The sequence below is a fragment of the Sphingopyxis sp. genome (assembly GCF_041916015.1).
Lineage (GTDB): Bacteria > Pseudomonadota > Alphaproteobacteria > Sphingomonadales > Sphingomonadaceae > Sphingopyxis.
Map to the genome: position 1 here is coordinate 14,596 of NZ_JAYSAH010000049.1, position 17,055 is coordinate 31,650.

At 65.6% G+C, this 17,055-nt stretch carries 13 protein-coding genes and 2 tRNA genes; 9 read left to right on the forward strand and 6 right to left on the reverse strand.

Features of this window, described 5'->3' with window-relative positions; genetic code table 11:
- Positions 1-7: 7 nt before the first annotated feature.
- The 3 genes from ACE3SL_RS06765 (at position 8) to ACE3SL_RS06775 (ending at position 6,784) form a co-directional block, all read left to right on the forward strand.
- A complete protein-coding gene (locus tag ACE3SL_RS06765) occupies positions 8-472 on the forward strand; it encodes a hypothetical protein (RefSeq protein ID WP_374524986.1) in 465 nt (154 codons plus the stop codon).
- Positions 473-543: 71 nt separating this feature from the next.
- Positions 544-1,626 carry a hypothetical protein gene (locus ACE3SL_RS06770; protein WP_374524987.1) on the forward strand — a complete coding sequence of 361 codons (1,083 nt, stop codon included), beginning with the start codon at positions 544-546 and terminating at the stop codon, positions 1,624-1,626.
- Positions 1,627-1,720: 94 nt separating this feature from the next.
- Entirely contained in the window at positions 1,721-6,784 is a 5,064-nt protein-coding gene (locus tag ACE3SL_RS06775) for a hypothetical protein (protein ID WP_374524988.1), read from the forward strand.
- A gap of 98 nt (positions 6,785-6,882) precedes the next feature.
- Here the strand turns inward: ACE3SL_RS06775 and ACE3SL_RS06780 are convergent, their stop codons facing one another.
- The 4 genes from ACE3SL_RS06780 to thyA all read right to left on the reverse strand — a co-directional run bounded on the left by ACE3SL_RS06780 (position 6,883) and on the right by thyA (position 11,571).
- Positions 6,883-8,178, reverse strand: coding sequence for a dihydrolipoamide acetyltransferase family protein (locus ACE3SL_RS06780; protein ID WP_374524989.1), 1,296 nt, complete (start codon positions 8,176-8,178; stop codon positions 6,883-6,885).
- A 5-nt stretch (positions 8,179-8,183) separates the two neighbouring features.
- Positions 8,184-9,188, reverse strand: coding sequence for an alpha-ketoacid dehydrogenase subunit beta (locus tag ACE3SL_RS06785; RefSeq protein WP_374524990.1), 1,005 nt, complete (start codon positions 9,186-9,188; stop codon positions 8,184-8,186).
- A 44-nt stretch (positions 9,189-9,232) separates the two neighbouring features.
- A complete protein-coding gene (locus tag ACE3SL_RS06790) occupies positions 9,233-10,543 on the reverse strand; it encodes a 3-methyl-2-oxobutanoate dehydrogenase (2-methylpropanoyl-transferring) subunit alpha (protein ID WP_374524991.1) in 1,311 nt (436 codons plus the stop codon).
- A gap of 92 nt (positions 10,544-10,635) precedes the next feature.
- Positions 10,636-11,571: a thymidylate synthase gene (gene thyA, locus ACE3SL_RS06795; protein WP_374524992.1), complete on the reverse strand. Its 936-nt coding sequence runs from the start codon at positions 11,569-11,571 to the stop codon at positions 10,636-10,638.
- 152 nt (positions 11,572-11,723) lie between these two features.
- Between thyA and ACE3SL_RS06800 the strand changes: the two genes are divergently transcribed.
- Both ACE3SL_RS06800 and ACE3SL_RS06805 read left to right on the forward strand, forming a co-directional pair.
- A complete protein-coding gene (locus tag ACE3SL_RS06800; RefSeq protein WP_374524993.1) occupies positions 11,724-12,152 on the forward strand; it encodes a JAB domain-containing protein in 429 nt (142 codons plus the stop codon).
- 105 nt (positions 12,153-12,257) lie between these two features.
- Positions 12,258-12,334, forward strand: a tRNA-Pro gene (locus ACE3SL_RS06805).
- Between the two features lie 240 nt (positions 12,335-12,574).
- Here the strand turns inward: ACE3SL_RS06805 and ACE3SL_RS06810 are convergent.
- Positions 12,575-13,450: an N-formylglutamate amidohydrolase gene (locus tag ACE3SL_RS06810; RefSeq protein ID WP_374524994.1), complete on the reverse strand. Its 876-nt coding sequence runs from the start codon at positions 13,448-13,450 to the stop codon at positions 12,575-12,577.
- Positions 13,451-13,590: 140 nt separating this feature from the next.
- Here ACE3SL_RS06810 and cpdR point away from each other — a divergent pair, with 140 nt between their 5' ends.
- The gene (gene cpdR / locus ACE3SL_RS06815; RefSeq protein ID WP_329628501.1) at positions 13,591-13,968 is read left to right on the forward strand and encodes a cell cycle two-component system response regulator CpdR; all 378 of its coding nucleotides are present in this window, start codon (positions 13,591-13,593) and stop codon (positions 13,966-13,968) included.
- Positions 13,969-14,145: 177 nt separating this feature from the next.
- Positions 14,146-14,220 (forward strand) — tRNA-Val (locus ACE3SL_RS06820).
- 183 nt (positions 14,221-14,403) lie between these two features.
- On the opposite strand, the gene ACE3SL_RS06825 is transcribed toward ACE3SL_RS06820, so the two are convergent.
- Positions 14,404-15,195 (reverse strand): SDR family oxidoreductase, encoded by a 792-nt coding sequence (locus ACE3SL_RS06825; protein WP_374524995.1) that lies wholly within the window; start codon positions 15,193-15,195, stop codon positions 14,404-14,406.
- A gap of 89 nt (positions 15,196-15,284) precedes the next feature.
- On the opposite strand from ACE3SL_RS06825, the gene ACE3SL_RS06830 reads away from it, so the two are divergent.
- Both ACE3SL_RS06830 and ACE3SL_RS06835 read left to right on the forward strand, forming a co-directional pair.
- A complete protein-coding gene (locus ACE3SL_RS06830) occupies positions 15,285-16,154 on the forward strand; it encodes an alpha/beta fold hydrolase (protein WP_374524996.1) in 870 nt (289 codons plus the stop codon).
- Between the two features lie 46 nt (positions 16,155-16,200).
- The gene (locus ACE3SL_RS06835) at positions 16,201-16,932 is read left to right on the forward strand and encodes an energy transducer TonB (protein ID WP_374524997.1); all 732 of its coding nucleotides are present in this window, start codon (positions 16,201-16,203) and stop codon (positions 16,930-16,932) included.
- Positions 16,933-17,055: the final 123 nt, after the last annotated feature.

Below are 17,055 nucleotides of genomic sequence, written 5' to 3' on the forward strand. Positions count from 1 at the left end.
GATGCACATGCGTACAGCTCTTTTCCTTTTGTTCGCCGCTCTGGCACCGACCGAAGCTTTCGCCGCGAACCAGGTCGTGCTCGACAACAGCGTGTTCATCGAACGCGCGACGACCGACGCCAGCGGCAAGCCGCGCGTCCTGCTCGAGGAGCCGAAAGTCGTCGTTCCGGGCGACCGGCTCGTTTTCGTGCTTAACTATCGCAACGCGGGCGCCCAGCCTGCGGACAAGTTTGTGATCACCAACCCGCTGCCCTCGGCGGTCCGCTTCGCCGACGCCGGCGATACGCAGCCGCTCGTTTCGGTCGATGGCGGCAAGAACTGGGGCACGCTCGACACGCTAACCGTTCCGCTCGCCGATGGCACCCGCCGTCCGGCGCAGCCCGCCGATGTGACGCACATCCGCTGGGCCTTTCAGAAACCGATTCCGGCGGGCGGCGCCGGGAAACTCATGTTCAGGGGGGTTGTTAAATAACCCTTTGATCAAAACCGCTTAATGGTTGCCGGCGGTGGGGATAGGCAGCCGATCAAGCCTGGAGCTCAGCTATGACCAGCAAGCTGATCTATTGGGGCACTATCGGCCTGGCCGCGACGTCGATCGTCGTGGCCGGCCCGGCTCATGCGGCCGGGACCACCGCCGGTGCCTCGATTACGAACACCGCGACCGTCAATTATCAGGTCGGCGGCGTCGCACAGAATTCGCAGACCGCGTCGGACACCTTCGTCGTCGACCGCGTCGTCAATCTGACCGTCATCGATCTCGACGGCGCAACGACCAGCGTCGTTCCCGGACAGACGGCCGCCGTCACGACCTTTCGCCTGACGAACACGTCGAACGAAACGCTCGATTTCGCGCTCGCGGCGACGCAGCCGACGGGCGGCGCCGGCGCGCACTCGGGGCCCGCCGACAATTTCGACGTCGCTGCGGTTCCGATCTATCGTGATACCAACGGCAACAACACCTATGACGCCGGAACCGACACGCTCGTCACCTATGCCGACGAACTGGCGGCGGACGCGAGCGTGGTCCTGTTCGTCGTGGCGGACATCCCGGCCGGCCGGGCGAACAACGACCGGGCCGTCGTGCAACTCCGCGCAACCGCGCGCGAGGGCGGCGCAGCCGGCTCGCTGGGCGCCACGATCACTCAGACGACGGGCGCCAATACCGCGGTCAAGGACACGGTTTTTGCCGATACCGCAGGGGTGAACGACGGCGCGCGCGATGGCGCGTACAGCGCAGCCGACGACTATACCGTTCAGTCGGCAACGCTTGCGATCACCAAGTCCAGCCGCGTCATTTCGGATCCGGTCAATGCAACCACGAATCCGAAGCTGATCCCGGGGGCGGTCGTCGAATATTGCATCGCGGTCGCCAACAGCGGCAGCGTCGCCGCGACATCGGTCGCGATCACCGACCCCGTTCCGAGCCAGCTGACCTTCCTCGGCACGGGGCAGACGTACAGCCTGTCCAACGGTCCGATCGCACTGAACGGCACGGTATCCGGCGGCACCTGCAACACCGACGGCACCGCCGGCGGCAGCATCGCGGGATCGACCGTATCCGGTACGCTCGCGACGGTCGCGGCGGGCGCAACGCGGACGCTCGTCTTCCGCGCGACGGTCAACTGACCTGACGGAACGAAGGGGCAGCGGGAGGGATTTCGCCCTTCCGCTGCCTCCATCAGGACCAGCGATGCAGCTCCGCCGGACATATCTTTCCTTCATGACCGCCCTGGTTGCGGCAGCCTCGCTGCCCGCGGCGGCGCCGGCGCGCGCGCAGGTCATCAGCAATACCGCGTCGGCCGAATGGAGTGGCGGTCAGACGCTGTCGAACCGCGTCGATGTGACCGTGCGTCCGCGTCCGCCCGAGCAGCCGGTCATCAAAACCTATCGTATCGTCGATGATGGCGGCAACAAGAGCGCTCCGCTCGTCCCGACGCGCTGCAGCGCGGCCAATCCGGGCGTTCGCAGCAGCGACCGGCTCATCCAGCTTGCCGGCGTCTATGCCGGCCTTCCGACCGCCCCGGCCTCGCTCCAGAGCAGCGACGCATTCCGCGCCGGCGAAATGCTGGTGGTGGGCGTCACCCTCGCCTCCGCGAACCGCGATCCGAACGCGATCGACACGCTGCCGGTCATCCTCGACCTCGCCAACGGCGACAGCGAGCGCATAACCCTGACCGAAACCGCAGCGAACAGCGGCGAATTCACCGGCTTCATCAACACGATCGGCGTTCCGCCCGCGGTCGTCGCGGGCGATTGCCGCCTGTCAGTCGATCCCGGATCGCCGATCCAGCTCCGCGTCACCGATCAGGCCAACGCCAGCCTCGTCGCAACCGCGACGATCGACTTTCTCGTCGATCCCTTCGGCATCGTCTTCGACAGCGGCGACGGATCGGCGGTCGCAGGCAGCCGTGTTACGCTGATCAATACCGCGACCGGCCAGCCCGCACAGGTATTCGGCGATGACGGCGTATCCGCCTACCCGGCAACGATCGTCACAGGACAGAATGTCACCGATGCCAGCGGAAAGGTCTACACTTTCCCTCCGGGCGATTATCGCTTTCCCTTCGTCGCACCGGGTTCCTATCGCCTGCTGGTCGAACCGCCCGCGCCCTTTACTGCGCCGTCGAAGACGAACGCCGCCGACCTCGCAGGCCTGCGCCGGCCCGACGACGGACTGCCCTTCACTATCACCGACGCCAGCTATGCGCGCGCCTTCACGCTCGACAGCCCGGCGCCGGTGCGCGTCGATATTCCGGTCGACCAGCCCGGCCTGCCGCTCATCCTGCGCAAGACGACCTCGACGCAGACCGCCGTTCCCGGCGATGTCGTGCAATACCGTATCGAGGTCACCAACCGCGACGCGCGGCGCTCGACCGGCGCAGTGACAATCAGCGACGCTCTGCCCGCCGGCATGCGACTGCGCGCCGATACGGTGCGCGTGAACGGTGCGCGCGTCGATGCCGACGTCAACGCGAACGGCCGCGACTTCACCGTTACCCTGCCTTCGGTCGCCCCTTCGGGCACGGCACTGCTTACCTATGTCGCCGAGGTGATCGTCTCGGCACAGCCCGGCACCGCGCTCAACCGCGCCTCGGCAGAGGACAATCGCGGCACGACAAGCAATGTCGCCGAGGCGACGATCGCGATCAAGCGCGACCAGCTCGGCGATCGCATGACGATCATCGGCCGCATCACCGATGGTGGCTGCGCCGTAAACCCGGGCAAGGCACCCGGAATCGCAGGCGTCCGCGTGATGCTGCAGGACGGCAGCTACACCGTCACCGACGAAGGCGGCCGCTATCATTTCGAGGGCGTGCGTCCCGGCCTCCATGTCGTCCAGATCGATCCGTCAACGCTGCCGCTCGACCGCGAAGCCATCGACTGCGCCCGCTCGGCGGCGAGTGCGGGCAGCGCGATCTCACGCTTTGTCGAGGGGCGCGGCGGTTCGCTGAAACGCGCCGACTTCCGTGCCGTGGCCGCCGCACCGCGCGCCGCGCCGGGACAGACAAAATTCGAGGCGCCGAAGCCGACCAGCGACCCCGAAGCCGCGGGCGCCAACCGCGACTGGCTCGCCGGTCAGGCACCGGGCATCGGCTGGCTCTTCCCCGAACCCGACCATAACCCGCGCACCAAGGCGATCCGCGCCGCGATCAAGCACGCTCCGGGGCAAAAGGTTTCGCTGACGATCAACGGCAAGCCCGTCGACGAACTGACCTTCGAGGGGTTGAGCAAGTCGGCCGACGGCCTCGTCGCGATCAGCCTGTGGCGCGGGATCGAGATTCGCGAGGGCGACAACCGGCTCGTGGCGACCGTCACGGACGCCAATGGCGCGGTCGTTCAGACCCTCGAACGCAGCGTCCATTATGCGATCGCACCGATGCGCGCGACTCTGCTTCGCGAAAAGTCGGTGCTGGTCGCCGACGGCGTGACGCGCCCCGTGATTGCGGTGCGCCTGACCGACCGCGACGGCAGGCCGGTCCGCGCAGGGCTGACGGGCGATTTCGCCGTCCCCGCGCCCTATTATCCCGCCGTCGAAACCGACGCCCAGCAGGCGCGCCAGCTTGCGGGTCTCGAACGGGCGCAGCCCGTCTGGCATGTCAACGGTGACGACGGCATCGCCTATATCGAACTCGAGCCGACGACCGCCTCGGGCACGCTGACGATGGACTTCGCCTTCCGCGACGACAAGGTAATCCGCAAGCAGACGATCGAAACCTGGCTCGATCCGGGCGACCGGCCGTGGACCGTCGTCGGCTTCGCGGCGGGAACGATCGGCTACAACACGCTCGACGATCGCATGGAGCCGGTGGCCGAGACGCTCGACGACCTCAATGCCGATGCGCGCCTCGCGCTCTATGCGAAGGGCCGCGTCCGGGGCAAATGGCTGATGACGCTGGCCTATGACAGCGACAAGGACAAGGACGATGCACGCTTCGGCGGCGTGATCGACCCGCGCGCCTATTACACCATCTACGCCGACCGCAACGAGACGCGCTACGACGCCGCGTCGGTGCGCAAACTCTATCTGCGCCTCGAACGCCCGCAATTCTATGCGATGTTCGGCGATATCGAGACGGGCATTTCGGAACCGCAACTCGCCCGCTACCAGCGCGCCCTAAATGGCGCCAAAGCCGAGTATCGCGGCCGCAATGTCGCCGCGACCGCCTTCGCGGCCGATACGCCCTATCGCTTCCGCCGCGACGAGTTGCAGGGCAATGGCCTGACCGGACCGTACCAGCTCGGCGCGCGGGATATATTGCCGAACAGCGAACGCATCGTCATCGAGACGCGCGACCGGCTGCACAGCGAGCGCATCGTCGAGAGCGTCAGCCTGACGCGCAACATCGACTATGACATCGACTATCTCGCCGGCACGATCCGCTTCCGTGCGCCGGTTCTCAGCCGCTCATCGAATCTCGATCCGCAATTCATCGTCGCCGAATATGAGGTCGACGGGATCGGCGAGCGAGTGCTTAACGCCGGTGGCCGCGTCAGCTACCAGTCTAATGACGAGAAATTGCGCGTCGGTGCGACCTTCATCCATGACGAGGATAATAGCGCCAGGACCAACCTCGGCGGAGTCGACGCGCGCTATCGCCCGGCCATCGATACCGAAGTGCGCGCCGAATATGCCGTGAGCGATGCCAAGACCAAGAATGGCGGCAGCACGCCCGCCGCCGGCACAGCGAAAGCATGGCTCATCGAAGCCGAACATCACAGCAGCGCGATTGACGTCCTCGCCTATATCCGGACACGGGAAACAGGTTTCGGCACCGGCCAGCTCAGCGGCAGCGAGAATGGCACCCGCAAGTTCGGCTTCGACGCCCGCGTGAAGGCGCGCCGCGGCCTGTCGATCACCGGCAGCGCCTGGCAGGAAGATTATCTTGATGTCGATGCGCGCCGTCGCGCGGCCAGTGCCCTCGTCGAATATGACAATGGCACCACCGTGATGCGTGCGGGACTGACCCACGCCGACGACCGTCTTTCCGACGGCTCGCGCAACACGTCGAACATCGTTCAACTCGGCGCGACGCAGCGATTGTTCGACAAGAAGCTCGAGCTCGACGCGCAGACCGAATTCGCGCTCGGCGGCGATGATGCGAGCGTCGATTTTCCGACCCGCCACCGCATCGGCGCGCGCTATGCGATAACGCGCGACGTCAATCTGGTCGGCAGCTATGAAATCGCCGATGGCGACACGGTCAAGGCGCGCACCGCCCGGATCGGCTTCGACCTTGCACCGTGGGCCGGCGCCCGTCTTCTCGCCACCGCCAACCAACAGGACATCGGCGAATATGGCCCGCGGAGCTTCGCCGCCTATGGCCTGTCGCAGTCGCTGAAGCTCGACGAGCATTGGTCGATCGACCTGTCACTCGACGGCAATCGCACGATCGGGGGCATCCGTGCCAAGGATGTACTCAACGTCGATCAGCCTGTCGCTTCGGGCGGTTTCCTCGGCGGCAACGGCACGCTGACCGAAGACTTCACCGCGATCACCGCCGGCGCAACCTGGCGCGCCGAGCGCTGGACATTGACGGGTCGCGCCGAATATCGCGACGGCGAACTGGCCAACCGTTACGGCCTGACGCTCGGCGGACTCCGCCAGCTCGGCGAGGGCAGCGCCCTCGGCGCACTCTTCACTTATGCGAAGGCGAGCGGCAGCGGCGCGACGCCGACCACCGAGGTTATCAGCTTCGAGGCGAGCTGGGCACACCGGCCCGCCGATTCCCAAATCTCTTGGCTCAACAAGAGCGAATTCCGCTCGGACAAGGTGCGGGATGCCGTCGCGGGCCAGCCCGGACCGATCGGCGGCGCGGCGCTGACGATCGATGGCGACGCGACGAGCCGCCGCCTGCTCAACAGTCTGTCGGTTAACTGGACGCCACTCGGCAGCCGCGGTCTCATTGGCGGCAATCGCTGGTTGGAGCGCGCCGAAATCGGCTTTTTCTGGGGCACGCGCTATAATTTCGACCGCTTCGGCGCGGACGATGTGAAGGGCTGGTCGAACCTGCTCGGCGCCGATTTCCGCTTCAACCTCGGCGAGCATATCGACGTCGGTGCCTCGGGCACCGCGCGGATCGGCACCGGCGGCGACACCGTGGCATGGGCCGGCGGACCGACGGTGACGCTGGCGCCGATGAAGAACGCCAATATCACCCTCGGCTATAATTTCGCGGGCTTCCACGACCGCGATTTCGAGGACGCGCGTTTCTCGCGCTCGGGTGTCTATGTGACATTCAAGCTGAAGTTCGACCAGACGAGCTTTGCCGGGCTGGGGCTTTAAACAACTTCGTCATTGCGAGGAGCCGAAGGCAACGCGGCAATCCAGGGTCGGCGTAAACCGCTCTGGATTGCTTCGCTGCGCTCGCAATGACGAGCGCGTCAATCGGCGAACAGCAGCACCGGCGTTTCGATCAGTTTCTTGAGCGCCTGCACATAGCTCGCGGCATCCCAGCCATCGACGACGCGATGGTCGCAGCTAATCGACAGGTTCATCAGCTTCGCGCGGCGGATGTCATCGCCGTCGAAGACAGGACGCTCGACGATCTTGTTCGGACCGATGATCGCAACCTCGGGCCGGTTAATGACGGGAGTCGTAGCAATTCCGCCCAGCGGACCGAGCGAGGTCACGGTGAGCGTGCCGCCGGTGAGTTCCTCGACCTTGGCCTTGCCGGTGCGCGCGGCCTCGGCGAGGCGGGTGATCTCGGCCGCGAGTTGCCACACATTCTTGTCCTGCGCGTCGCGGATCACCGGAACCATCAGGCCGGCGTCGGTCTGCGTCGCCATGCCGAGATGCACCACGCCAAAACGCGTCACGACGCCGCCTTCGTCGTCGTAGCGCGCGTTGATCATCGGAAATTGCGGAATCGTGCGGCAGATCGCGACGATCAGGAAAGGCAGCATCGTCAGCTTCGGTCGCCCACCGCGGTTGGCGTTGAGGTCGGCGCGCATCTCCTCGAGCGCGGTGACGTCCATTTCCTCGACATAGGTGAAATGGGGGATCGCGCGCTTCGATGCCGCCATATTCTCGGCAATCTTGCGGCGCATCCCGATGACCTTGACCGGCTCGTCGGCGCGCGCGCGGCTGGCGCCGGGGGCGTGATAGCCCTGCCCGCCGCTGTAGCGGAGGAAAGCGTCGAGGTCGGCATGGCGGATGCGGTCGCCCTCGGCATGGACCTGGGAGAGATCGACGCCGAGATCGCGCGCACGAGCGCGGACGGCGGGAGAGGCCAAAACCGACTTTCCATGCCCCGTTTGTCCTGGGCTTGTCGAAGGACTGTTTTTCTCTTCGGAAGGCAAGGACGGCGCTTCGACAAGCTCAGCGCGAACGGGTTCAGGAGGCCGCGCCGTTTCCGCCACCGAAACCGTCTCCGCACCGGGCGTTTCCGCCACAACCTCTTCCTCGACAGCTTCTTCAGCAGGTTCCGCAACCTCACCGTCGGTCTCGATCACCGCCAGCGTCGAGCCGATCGATACCATGTCGCCGACCTCGCCCGCGATCTCCACAACGATCCCCGACACCGGCGATTCCATTTCGACGGTCGCCTTGTCGGTCATCATGTCGGCAAGCTGCGCGTCTTCCTCGATGCGGTCGCCGATCTTGACGTGCCATGCCACGATCTCGGCCTCGGCGATGCCTTCGCCTATGTCGGGCAGGCGGAACGAATAACGAGCCATGGCGGTCAGTCCTTCAGAATCTTGTCGAGCGCGGTCGCGATGCGCACCGGTCCGGGGAAATAGGCCCATTCGAGGCTATGCGGGTACGGCGTATCGAAGCCGGTCACGCGCTCGACCGGCGCCTCCAGATGATAGAAGCAGCGTTCCTGTACCAGCGCCGCCAGCTCGGCACCGAAACCCGAGGTGCGCGTCGCTTCGTGGACGATCAGGCAGCGACCGGTCTTCTTCACCGACGCCTCGATCGCCTCGATGTCGAGCGGCAGCAAGGTGCGGAGGTCTAGGATTTCGGCGTCGATGCCACGCTCCTCGATGATCGTCTTCGCGACATGCACCATCGTGCCATAGGCGAGCACGGTTACCGCCTCGCCTTCGCGCACCGTCGCGGCCTTGCCGAGGTCGATGCGGTAATAGCCCTCGGGCACCGCGCTCGCATCATGCTTCGACCAGGGCTCGACCGGGCGGTCGTAATAGCCGCTGAACGGACCGTTGTAGATGCGCTTGGGCTCAAGGAAGACGACCGGGTCGTTGTCCTCGATCGCCGCGATCAGCAGGCCCTTGGCGTCATAGGGGTTCGACGGAATCACCGTCTTCACACCGCAGATATGCGTCATGATGCTCTCGGGCGACTGGCTATGCGTCTGGCCGCCGAAGATGCCGCCGCCAAAGGGCGTGCGCACCGTCATCGGGCAGATGAAATCGTTCGCCGAGCGATAGCGGAGCCGCGCCGCCTCTGAAACGAGCTGGTCGAGGCCTGGATAGATATAGTCGGCAAACTGGATCTCGGGCACCGGGCGCAGGCCATAGGCGCCCATGCCGACCGCGACGCCGATGATGCCGCATTCGTTGATCGGCGTGTCGAAGACGCGGGTCTTGCCGTGCTTCTTCTGCAGCCCCGCGGTCGCGCGGAAGACGCCGCCGAAAAAGCCGACGTCCTCGCCCATCACCACGGTCGCGGGATCGCGTTCGAGCATGATGTCCATGGCGCTGTTGATCGCCTCGATCATGTTCATGGTCTTGGTGGCGGTTTCGATTTCGGCGCTTGAAGATTCTGGCATCATTCGGGCTTCCAGTCGGGGCCGAACTTGGCCGTTTGCTCGGCGAGCATCTGATCGCATTGTTCGCGCAGGTGCCAGGGCATCTCCTCAAACACGTCCTGAAACATCGTCTCGAACGGCTGGTGCATACCGTGACCAAGAATGCCGAGCTTTTCTGCTTGCTTCTGGGTCGTCTTGACCAGCTCTTCGAGCTCCTTCGCCTGCGCGGCGTGGCGCTCCCCATCCCATTCGCCGAGCGTTTCGAGATGCTGCTTCAGGCGCAGGATCGGGTCGCCGAACGGCCACGCAGTCGCTTCGTCGGCGGCGCGATAGGCGCTGGGGTCATCCGAGGTGCTATGGCCTTCGCTGCGATAGGTGAAATGCTCGATCAGCGTCGGGCCATTGTTGGTCCGCGCGCGATCGGCCGCCCACTGCGTCGCCGCATAAACCGCGAGCGGATCGTTGCCATCGACGCGGAGACCGGCGATGCCGTAGCCCACCGCGCGCGCCGCGAAGGTCGTGCGCTCGCCGCCCGCGAAGCCCGAAAAGCTCGAGATCGCCCACTGGTTGTTGACGACGTTGAAGATGACCGGCGCATTATAGACGGTCGCGAAAGTCAGCGCCGAGTGGAAGTCGCCCTCCGCCGACGATCCCTCACCGCACCAGACGGTCGCGATGCGGCTGTCGCCTTTCGACGCCGACGCCATGGCCCAGCCCACCGCCTGTGGATACTGGGTCGCGAGATTGCCCGAGACGCTGAAGAAACCATGTTCGGGCGCCGAATACATGATCGGAAGCTGGCGGCCGAGCAGATGATCGCCGCGGTTCGAATAGATCTGGTTCATCATCTGGATCAGCGGATAGTCGCGCGCGATCAGGATGCCCTGCTGGCGATAGCTGGGAAAGCACATGTCGGCGCGGTCGATCGCCATCGTCGAGGCGACCGAGGTCGCCTCCTCGCCGGTACACTTCATATAGAAGCTGGTCTTGCCCTGCCGCTGCGCGCGGAACATGCGGTCGTCGAAGGCGCGGACGAGCATCATCGTGCGCAGCATCACCCGCAGCCGCTCTGGCGCGATCTTGGGATCCCACTGCCCCTTCGCCTGCCCGTCGAAATCGAGCACGCGAACGAGGCCATAGCACAGCTCGCGCATCGCATCGGGCTTCGTCGCCTCGCCGGGGCGCGGGGTCGCGTCGACGGCGGGAACTTCGATATCGCCGAAGTCCGGCGTGTCGCCGGGACGATAGCGCGGTTCGGGAATGTGAAGCGACAGCGGCGGCAGGTTGCTCGCCGGGCGCCCCAAATTCGCCTTGGGGGGCATTTCGGGCATATCCTCGTCCTTCGGGGCGCGAATCGGCGCCTAGTTATATTTCAACGTGGCGACATAATATTACGGCCGCCAGAAGAATGCAACGTCAGCCGTTAGACCGCGACAGGCGCAGAAATATGCGCTTGCGGGGCATAGGCCTCAACCGCGAAATCCTCGAACCGATAATCGAAAATGCTGTCGGGTCGCCTCAGGATACGCAGCTTGGGGCTGCCTTCGGGCACACGCGACAATTGTTCTTCGACCAGGTCCGCGTGGTTGCGGTAGAGATGGACGTCCCCGCCCGTCCACACCAGTTCGTGTGCATAAAGGTCACATTGCTGTGCAATTAGACGCGTGAGCAGCGCAGCTTCGAAAACGTTGAACGCGAAACCGAGGCCGAGGTCGCACGAGCGCTGAAAGAGCAGGCACGACAGCCCGCCGTCGCTGCGCACATGAAACTGATAGGTCATGTGACAGGGCGGCAGCGCCATGCGGTCGAGGTCGGCGACGTTCCAGCCGGTGAAGATATGCCGCCGCGATCCGGGATTGTTGCGAAGCGAGTCGATCAGCGCCGCAATCTGATTGTGTCCCTGGCTTGCACGGCGGAACAGCCCCTCGCCCGCCGGTTCGTAGCGCGGCCAGTTGACCCACTGATGACCATAGACGGGACCAAGATCGCCCCATTTCGCAGCGAAGCCCCCGTCGGCGATGATCCGCGCCTCGAAATCCTCGGCGCTGATGGCCTCGCCGGTGGCCATGCGATATTTTTCGAGCGGCCAGTCGGTCCAGATTTTCACGCCCTGCGCCACCAGCGGGCGGATATTGGTGTCGCCGGTCAGGAACCACAGCATCTCGCGCAGCGCGGTTTTCCAATAGACGCGCTTGGTGGTGAGCAGCGGGATTGCGTCGTCCCTCAGCGAGAATCGCATCGTCTCGCCGAACAGCGAGCGCGTGCCGACCCCGGTGCGGTCGATACGCTCGTCGCCCTCGACCCAGATGCGGCGCATCAGGTCGAGATATTGCAGTTCATAATGGATGGAATCGGGCAAAACTCTCTCCTGATCGTCCTGTTCGTTGCTAGGCCTCGCTGGACGGCACGACAAGGCCCGCGACGAGGGGCACGGGCTCTCGTGAACGGCAATCGTCCGATACGGCCCAATCCCCGGTTGGACGGGGCCTTGCAGAGGGGCATGGGGCAAGGATGACCCTGCACGAACCCATCGACAAACGGCCGCAACCGGGCGCCGTCGCGGGCTTCGTTCCGCGCGACAGCGAGGACACGCTCGCCCGTCACCTGCTCCGCCCGATGTTCTTCGCCGACCGCGAGATCGTGCTGCTCGCCGGCTTCGATGCCTATGCGCGACTCGTCGGCCTGGAAAGCGCCATCGGCGACGCGACGGGCCGCTGCATCATCACGCCGCAATGCTGGCACCGCCTGCTCGGCCGCCGCGTCGCGACCGTGCTGATGGCGCACAATCATCCGTCGGGAATCGCGCGGCCGAGCGACGCCGACGCGCGCTGCACGCGCGAGGCAAGCCAGTTCCTGCGGCTCATCGGGATCGATCTCACCGATCATCTGATTTTCATTGAAAGCGGTCATTTCAGCTTTCGCGGCGCCGGTCTCCTCTAGCGCGAACAATCGTCGCGGCGATACCGATTGACGCTTGATGTTCGCAATTTGCGCGTCTAGAGGACCGCCCTGCCTTCGCACCGGCCCGCCGGTGCAAAGATCGGTCGGGGAGTAGCTCAGCCTGGTAGAGCACTGTCTTCGGGAGGCAGGGGCCGGAGGTTCGAATCCTCTCTCCCCGACCAGCTTACTCCTGCCCTAGAATCGCCTCCACAGCAGGCCGTATTCGCGCGCGAAAACCGGCACCCTGCCGGATCGGTTTCTTTTGTAATCAACGGCCCTTGTAAGTCGGCGCGACAATGCATAGATTGTCGTTACGCCGCCGTGGTTTTCCCCCTTTCCATCGCGGCGAGTGCCCCGTCGCTTGACGCGGGTGCGTCCTCCCTGGACCCTGGCCACCTCGTACTCCGGTACGAGGTGGTTTTTTATTCGGCGGCGAGCGGCAGGTCTTCGCTGGCCGGACGCGCCTGCCCGATTCGCTCGACAAGCGCCTCGAACCATCCGCGCAATACGGCCAGCCGCGCCTCGTCGGGGGTGCGGTCAGGATGAAGGTAGAGGCTGCGGTCGATCTCGATCTGCACCGCATGAAGGGCCTCCGCCGGACGCCCGTGCGTCCGCACGATATGCCCGCCCGCATAGGGCTGATTGCGCGACACCGGCACATCGAGGCCGTTCGCATGATCGGCGACGAGATCGATCAGCCAGCCCCCCGCTGTGCCGCCGAAGCGGTCGCCGATGACGACGCCTGCGCCATGGCCCGCCTGCCCGCGCGGAATCGGCGGCATGCTATGCAGATCGATCAGAACGGCATGGCCAAAGCGCGCACGCGCCACCCCAAGCTCGGCCTCCAGCGCCGCGTGATAGGGTCGGTGCAAGCTGTCGAGCCGCCAGTCGAGCGCGGCCGCGTCGATCGGCCGCCGCCACAGCGGCCCGCAATCCGAAAGCCGGGTCGGCACCACGCCGAGGCCCGCGCGCTCCTTGCGCCCCGGCGCGGAGAAGCGCGGGCGCAGCGCGGGCGCGACCTCGGTCGGCGCCATTTGCCCTTCGCCGCGGTTGCAGTCCGCAACCGCGCGCGCCCATAATGCCCGGACGACCATCGCGCCGGCATCGCTTGCCCGCGCGGCGATCAGGTCGCACCAGCTATCCTCCAGCCGCTCCAGCTCGGGACGCCCGACGCGCGCCGCGGCCAATATCTCCGGCGGATAGATGCGCCCGGCGTGCGAAACCGACACGACGACCGGCCCCGCATGGACAGGACGATCGACGGCGAGGACGGAGGACGGCGGCGCGCGATACGACATCGGCAAAGCGTGCCAAAAATCGACAGATGAATCCAGCCGGACCGAATTTGTTAAAGGTCTCGCGCTATCAGGACAAAGAGCTAAACAGGAGGCGGCCGGAGCAGACCGGCGCTTCGCGGGGCCAGGGAACCGATTTTCAGATGATTCGCATTTTGCTCGCCGAAGATGATGATGTGATGCGCGAATATCTGGCGCGGGCGCTGACCAGCGCCGGCTATCATGTGACCGCGGTCGACCGCGGCACCGCGGCGGTCCCCTATATCGATTCGGGGACCTTCGACCTGCTGCTCTCCGACATCGTCATGCCTGAAATGGACGGGATCGAGCTCGCGCAGCATACGGCGAAGGCCGCGCCGCAAACGCAGGTCATGTTCATCACCGGCTTCGCGGCCGTATCGCTGCGCGCCGAGGAGAATGTGCCGCAGGCGAAGCTCCTGTCGAAGCCTTTCCACCTCAAGGATCTGGTGCGCGAGGTCGACAATCTCTTCGGCCGCGCCGACCGATCGAGCCAGCCTTAAATTCCAGGCTCGGCACCGGCCCGCTCCCCCACCCGGCCTCCCATAGGCTACTAAAGTAGGGAGGCCGGGTGGGGGAGCGGGCCGGTGCCGAACTGTTTCAGTTGACTGAAACAGACTTCAACGAAAGGCTTGCCAAGCGGCGCGCGTGCCTTTAGGGGGCGCGTCACCCCAAGGGATGGGCGTGTAGCTCAGTGGTAGAGCACTGTGTTGACATCGCAGGGGTCGCAAGTTCAATCCTTGCCACGCCCACCATTCAAAACGCCGCCACCCCAACAGGTTGGCGGCGTTTTTGCTTTCAGCATCTTTTGCATTGCCTGTACCCCTGCGAAGGCAGGAGCCCATCTCGTGCCGTCACGAAATCCCGCAAATGGCTCTGGAAATCGATAGCATAGAAGATGGGCCCCTGCCTTCGCAGAGGCACGGAAGACGGGGCTCCTACGCCATGCCCTTCGCCAGATCGCCGCGCGAGGCGTCGCCGATCTGGCTTCCTCCGTCGCAATCGAGGATCGTCCCGGTGATGTAGCCCGCCGCGGGCGAGCAGAGGAACACCGCCGATTCGGCAACCTCCTCGACCTTGCCCCAGCGCTTCATTGCGATCCGGGCATAATGCGCCTCGCGCGATGCCGCGTCGGGCGCGAGCCGCGCCATGCCCTCGGTATCGGCAATCGGCCCCGGCGAAATGCCGTTGACGCGCACCTCCGGCCCCCATTCGAGCGCGAGGACGCGGATAAGCTGGTTGATCCCCGCCTTCGCGGCGCAGGCGTGCGCCTGAAGCGCCGAGGCGTTGACTGCCTGCCCAGCGGTGATCGCGATCAGCGACGCGCCGGGGCGATTGAGCAGGTCATGACAGCCGCGGAAGACGTTGAACGTTCCGTTGAGGTCGATATCGACCACGGTCCGAAACGCGTTCGACGACATGCCGAGCACCGGCGCGAGAAAATTGCCCGCCGCGCCCGAAATCACGATATCCATCGGCCCGAGCTTGTCGGCGACCGTCTCCATCACCCCGCGAATCGCCGCATAGTCGCGGACGTCGCCCGACAGGCCGAGCGCGCCCGGACCGATGTCGGCGGCGGCGCGCTGCGCCTTGTCGGGATCGCGTCCTGCAACCGCGACTTTCGCGCCGAGTTCGGCGAAGCGCTTGGCAATGCCGAGGTTGATCCCGCTCGTGCCGCCGGCGACGAAAGCGGTCTTGCCCGCCAGCAGATTGTCCCGAAAGGTCGACATACTCCCGTTTCTCCCAGTTGCGGCGATGGGGCTTGACGGATCGAGACCAGTCGCCTTTTGAAACGCAACCAGACAACAAGGATGCGCCGATGGCAAGTGCCGGTCCCACCTCGAACAGTTTCGTCTCGCAGCGGCTGAAGCTGCACTATGTCGATTGGGGCAATGAAGAGGCGCCGCCGCTGCTCCTGATCCACGGCGGTCGCGACCATTGCCGCAACTGGGACTGGGTCGCCGGGAAGCTGCGCGACCGCTGGCACGTCATTGCGCCCGACCTGCGCGGCCATGGCGACAGCGCCTGGGCGCCCGACGGCAATTACGAGATGGGCGCCTTCGTCTATGACCTTGCGCAGCTCGTCCACCAGCTCGACCTCGCGCCGGTAACGATCGTCGCGCATTCGATGGGGGGCAATATCGCGCTGCGCTATACCGGCCTCTATCCCGAAAATGTCCGCAAGCTGGTCGCGATCGAGGGACTCGGCCCCTCGCCCAAGGTGCTGGCCGAGCGGGCCGCGACGCCCTTCGCCGAACGTTTCCGCAAATGGATCGACGACAAAAGGCAGGCGGCGGGCCGGACGCCGCGCCGCTATGCGACGCTCGACGATGCGCTCGCGCGGATGATGGCCGAAAATGCCTATCTGACCCCCGAGCAGGCGCGCCACCTCACCGTCAACGGCATCAGCCGCAACGAGGACGGGACGTGGAGCTGGAAGTTCGACAATTATCTGAACGTCTGGCCGGTGGTCGATCTGCCGCAGGCGGACATCGAATCGCTCTGGTCGGCGATCACCTGCCCGACGCTGCTTCTCTATGGCGCCGACAGCTGGGCCTCCAATCCGGAAAAGGACGGCCGCCTTGTTCATTTCAACACCGCGCGCGTGATCGAGTTCGAAAATGCCGGTCACTGGTTGCACCACGACCAGTTCGACCGGTTCATGTCCACGCTAGACGAGTTCCTTTAGGGTTCGGGGCGAAAGCGCGCGCCGGTCGCGCGCTCTGGATCATGGCATGGCCTATTCGGGGCGGATCACGACAAGGCAGCGGCTGGCCGCGGGCAGCGGCACGCTGGCGATCGTCGTCGCGGTCGGCCTCGTGCTCGCGAGCGGGCTCGATCTGAAGACGATCCGCACGGCCAGCGAGGCGATCAGCGCCATCGCCCTCCCCGCGCCGCCGCCGCCGCGCGAAGCACCGAAACCCGCCGCGACCGCCGCCGAGCACGAGAGCGGCAAGGCATCGGCCGCCAACAAGCACGCCAGGGCGGCGCCCGTCGCCGCGCCCATACCCAAGCTTCCGCCTCCGAAGCCGCCGCCGATCCCGGCAGCACCGCAACCCGGAACCGGCAGCGATGCCTCGGCGGGCGCGACACCTACTCCCGGCCCCGGCTCGGGTGCAGGCGGCAGCGGCACGGGGACGGGCGCGGGCGGATCGGGTCAGGGCACGGGCGGCGGCGGCACCAAGGCCGCCTGGCGCAGCGGTACGATCCGCGACAACGACTATCCGAAGGACGCCTCGCGCGCCCGCGTCGGGGGCGAGGTGGAAGTGCGTTTCACCATCCAGCCTACCGGCCGCGTTACCGGCTGCCGCGTCACGCGCTCGAGCGGCGATGCGTCGCTCGACGCGACGACCTGTCGCCTGATCGAAGACCGGTTCCGTTTCAGGCCGGCGACCAACCCCGCGGGCGATCCCGTCGCAAGCCAATATGGCTGGCGGCAGAGCTGGTGGCTGGAGCGGCGGCGCTAGCGCGCTCCCATCCGCGCGCTTGCGACAAAATAGCGACAATATCGCGAATGATTATCAATAATCATTGACACTGAGAACGACTCTCAATAGCGGCGCGGGCAACCAAACCAATAGGGGGTATTT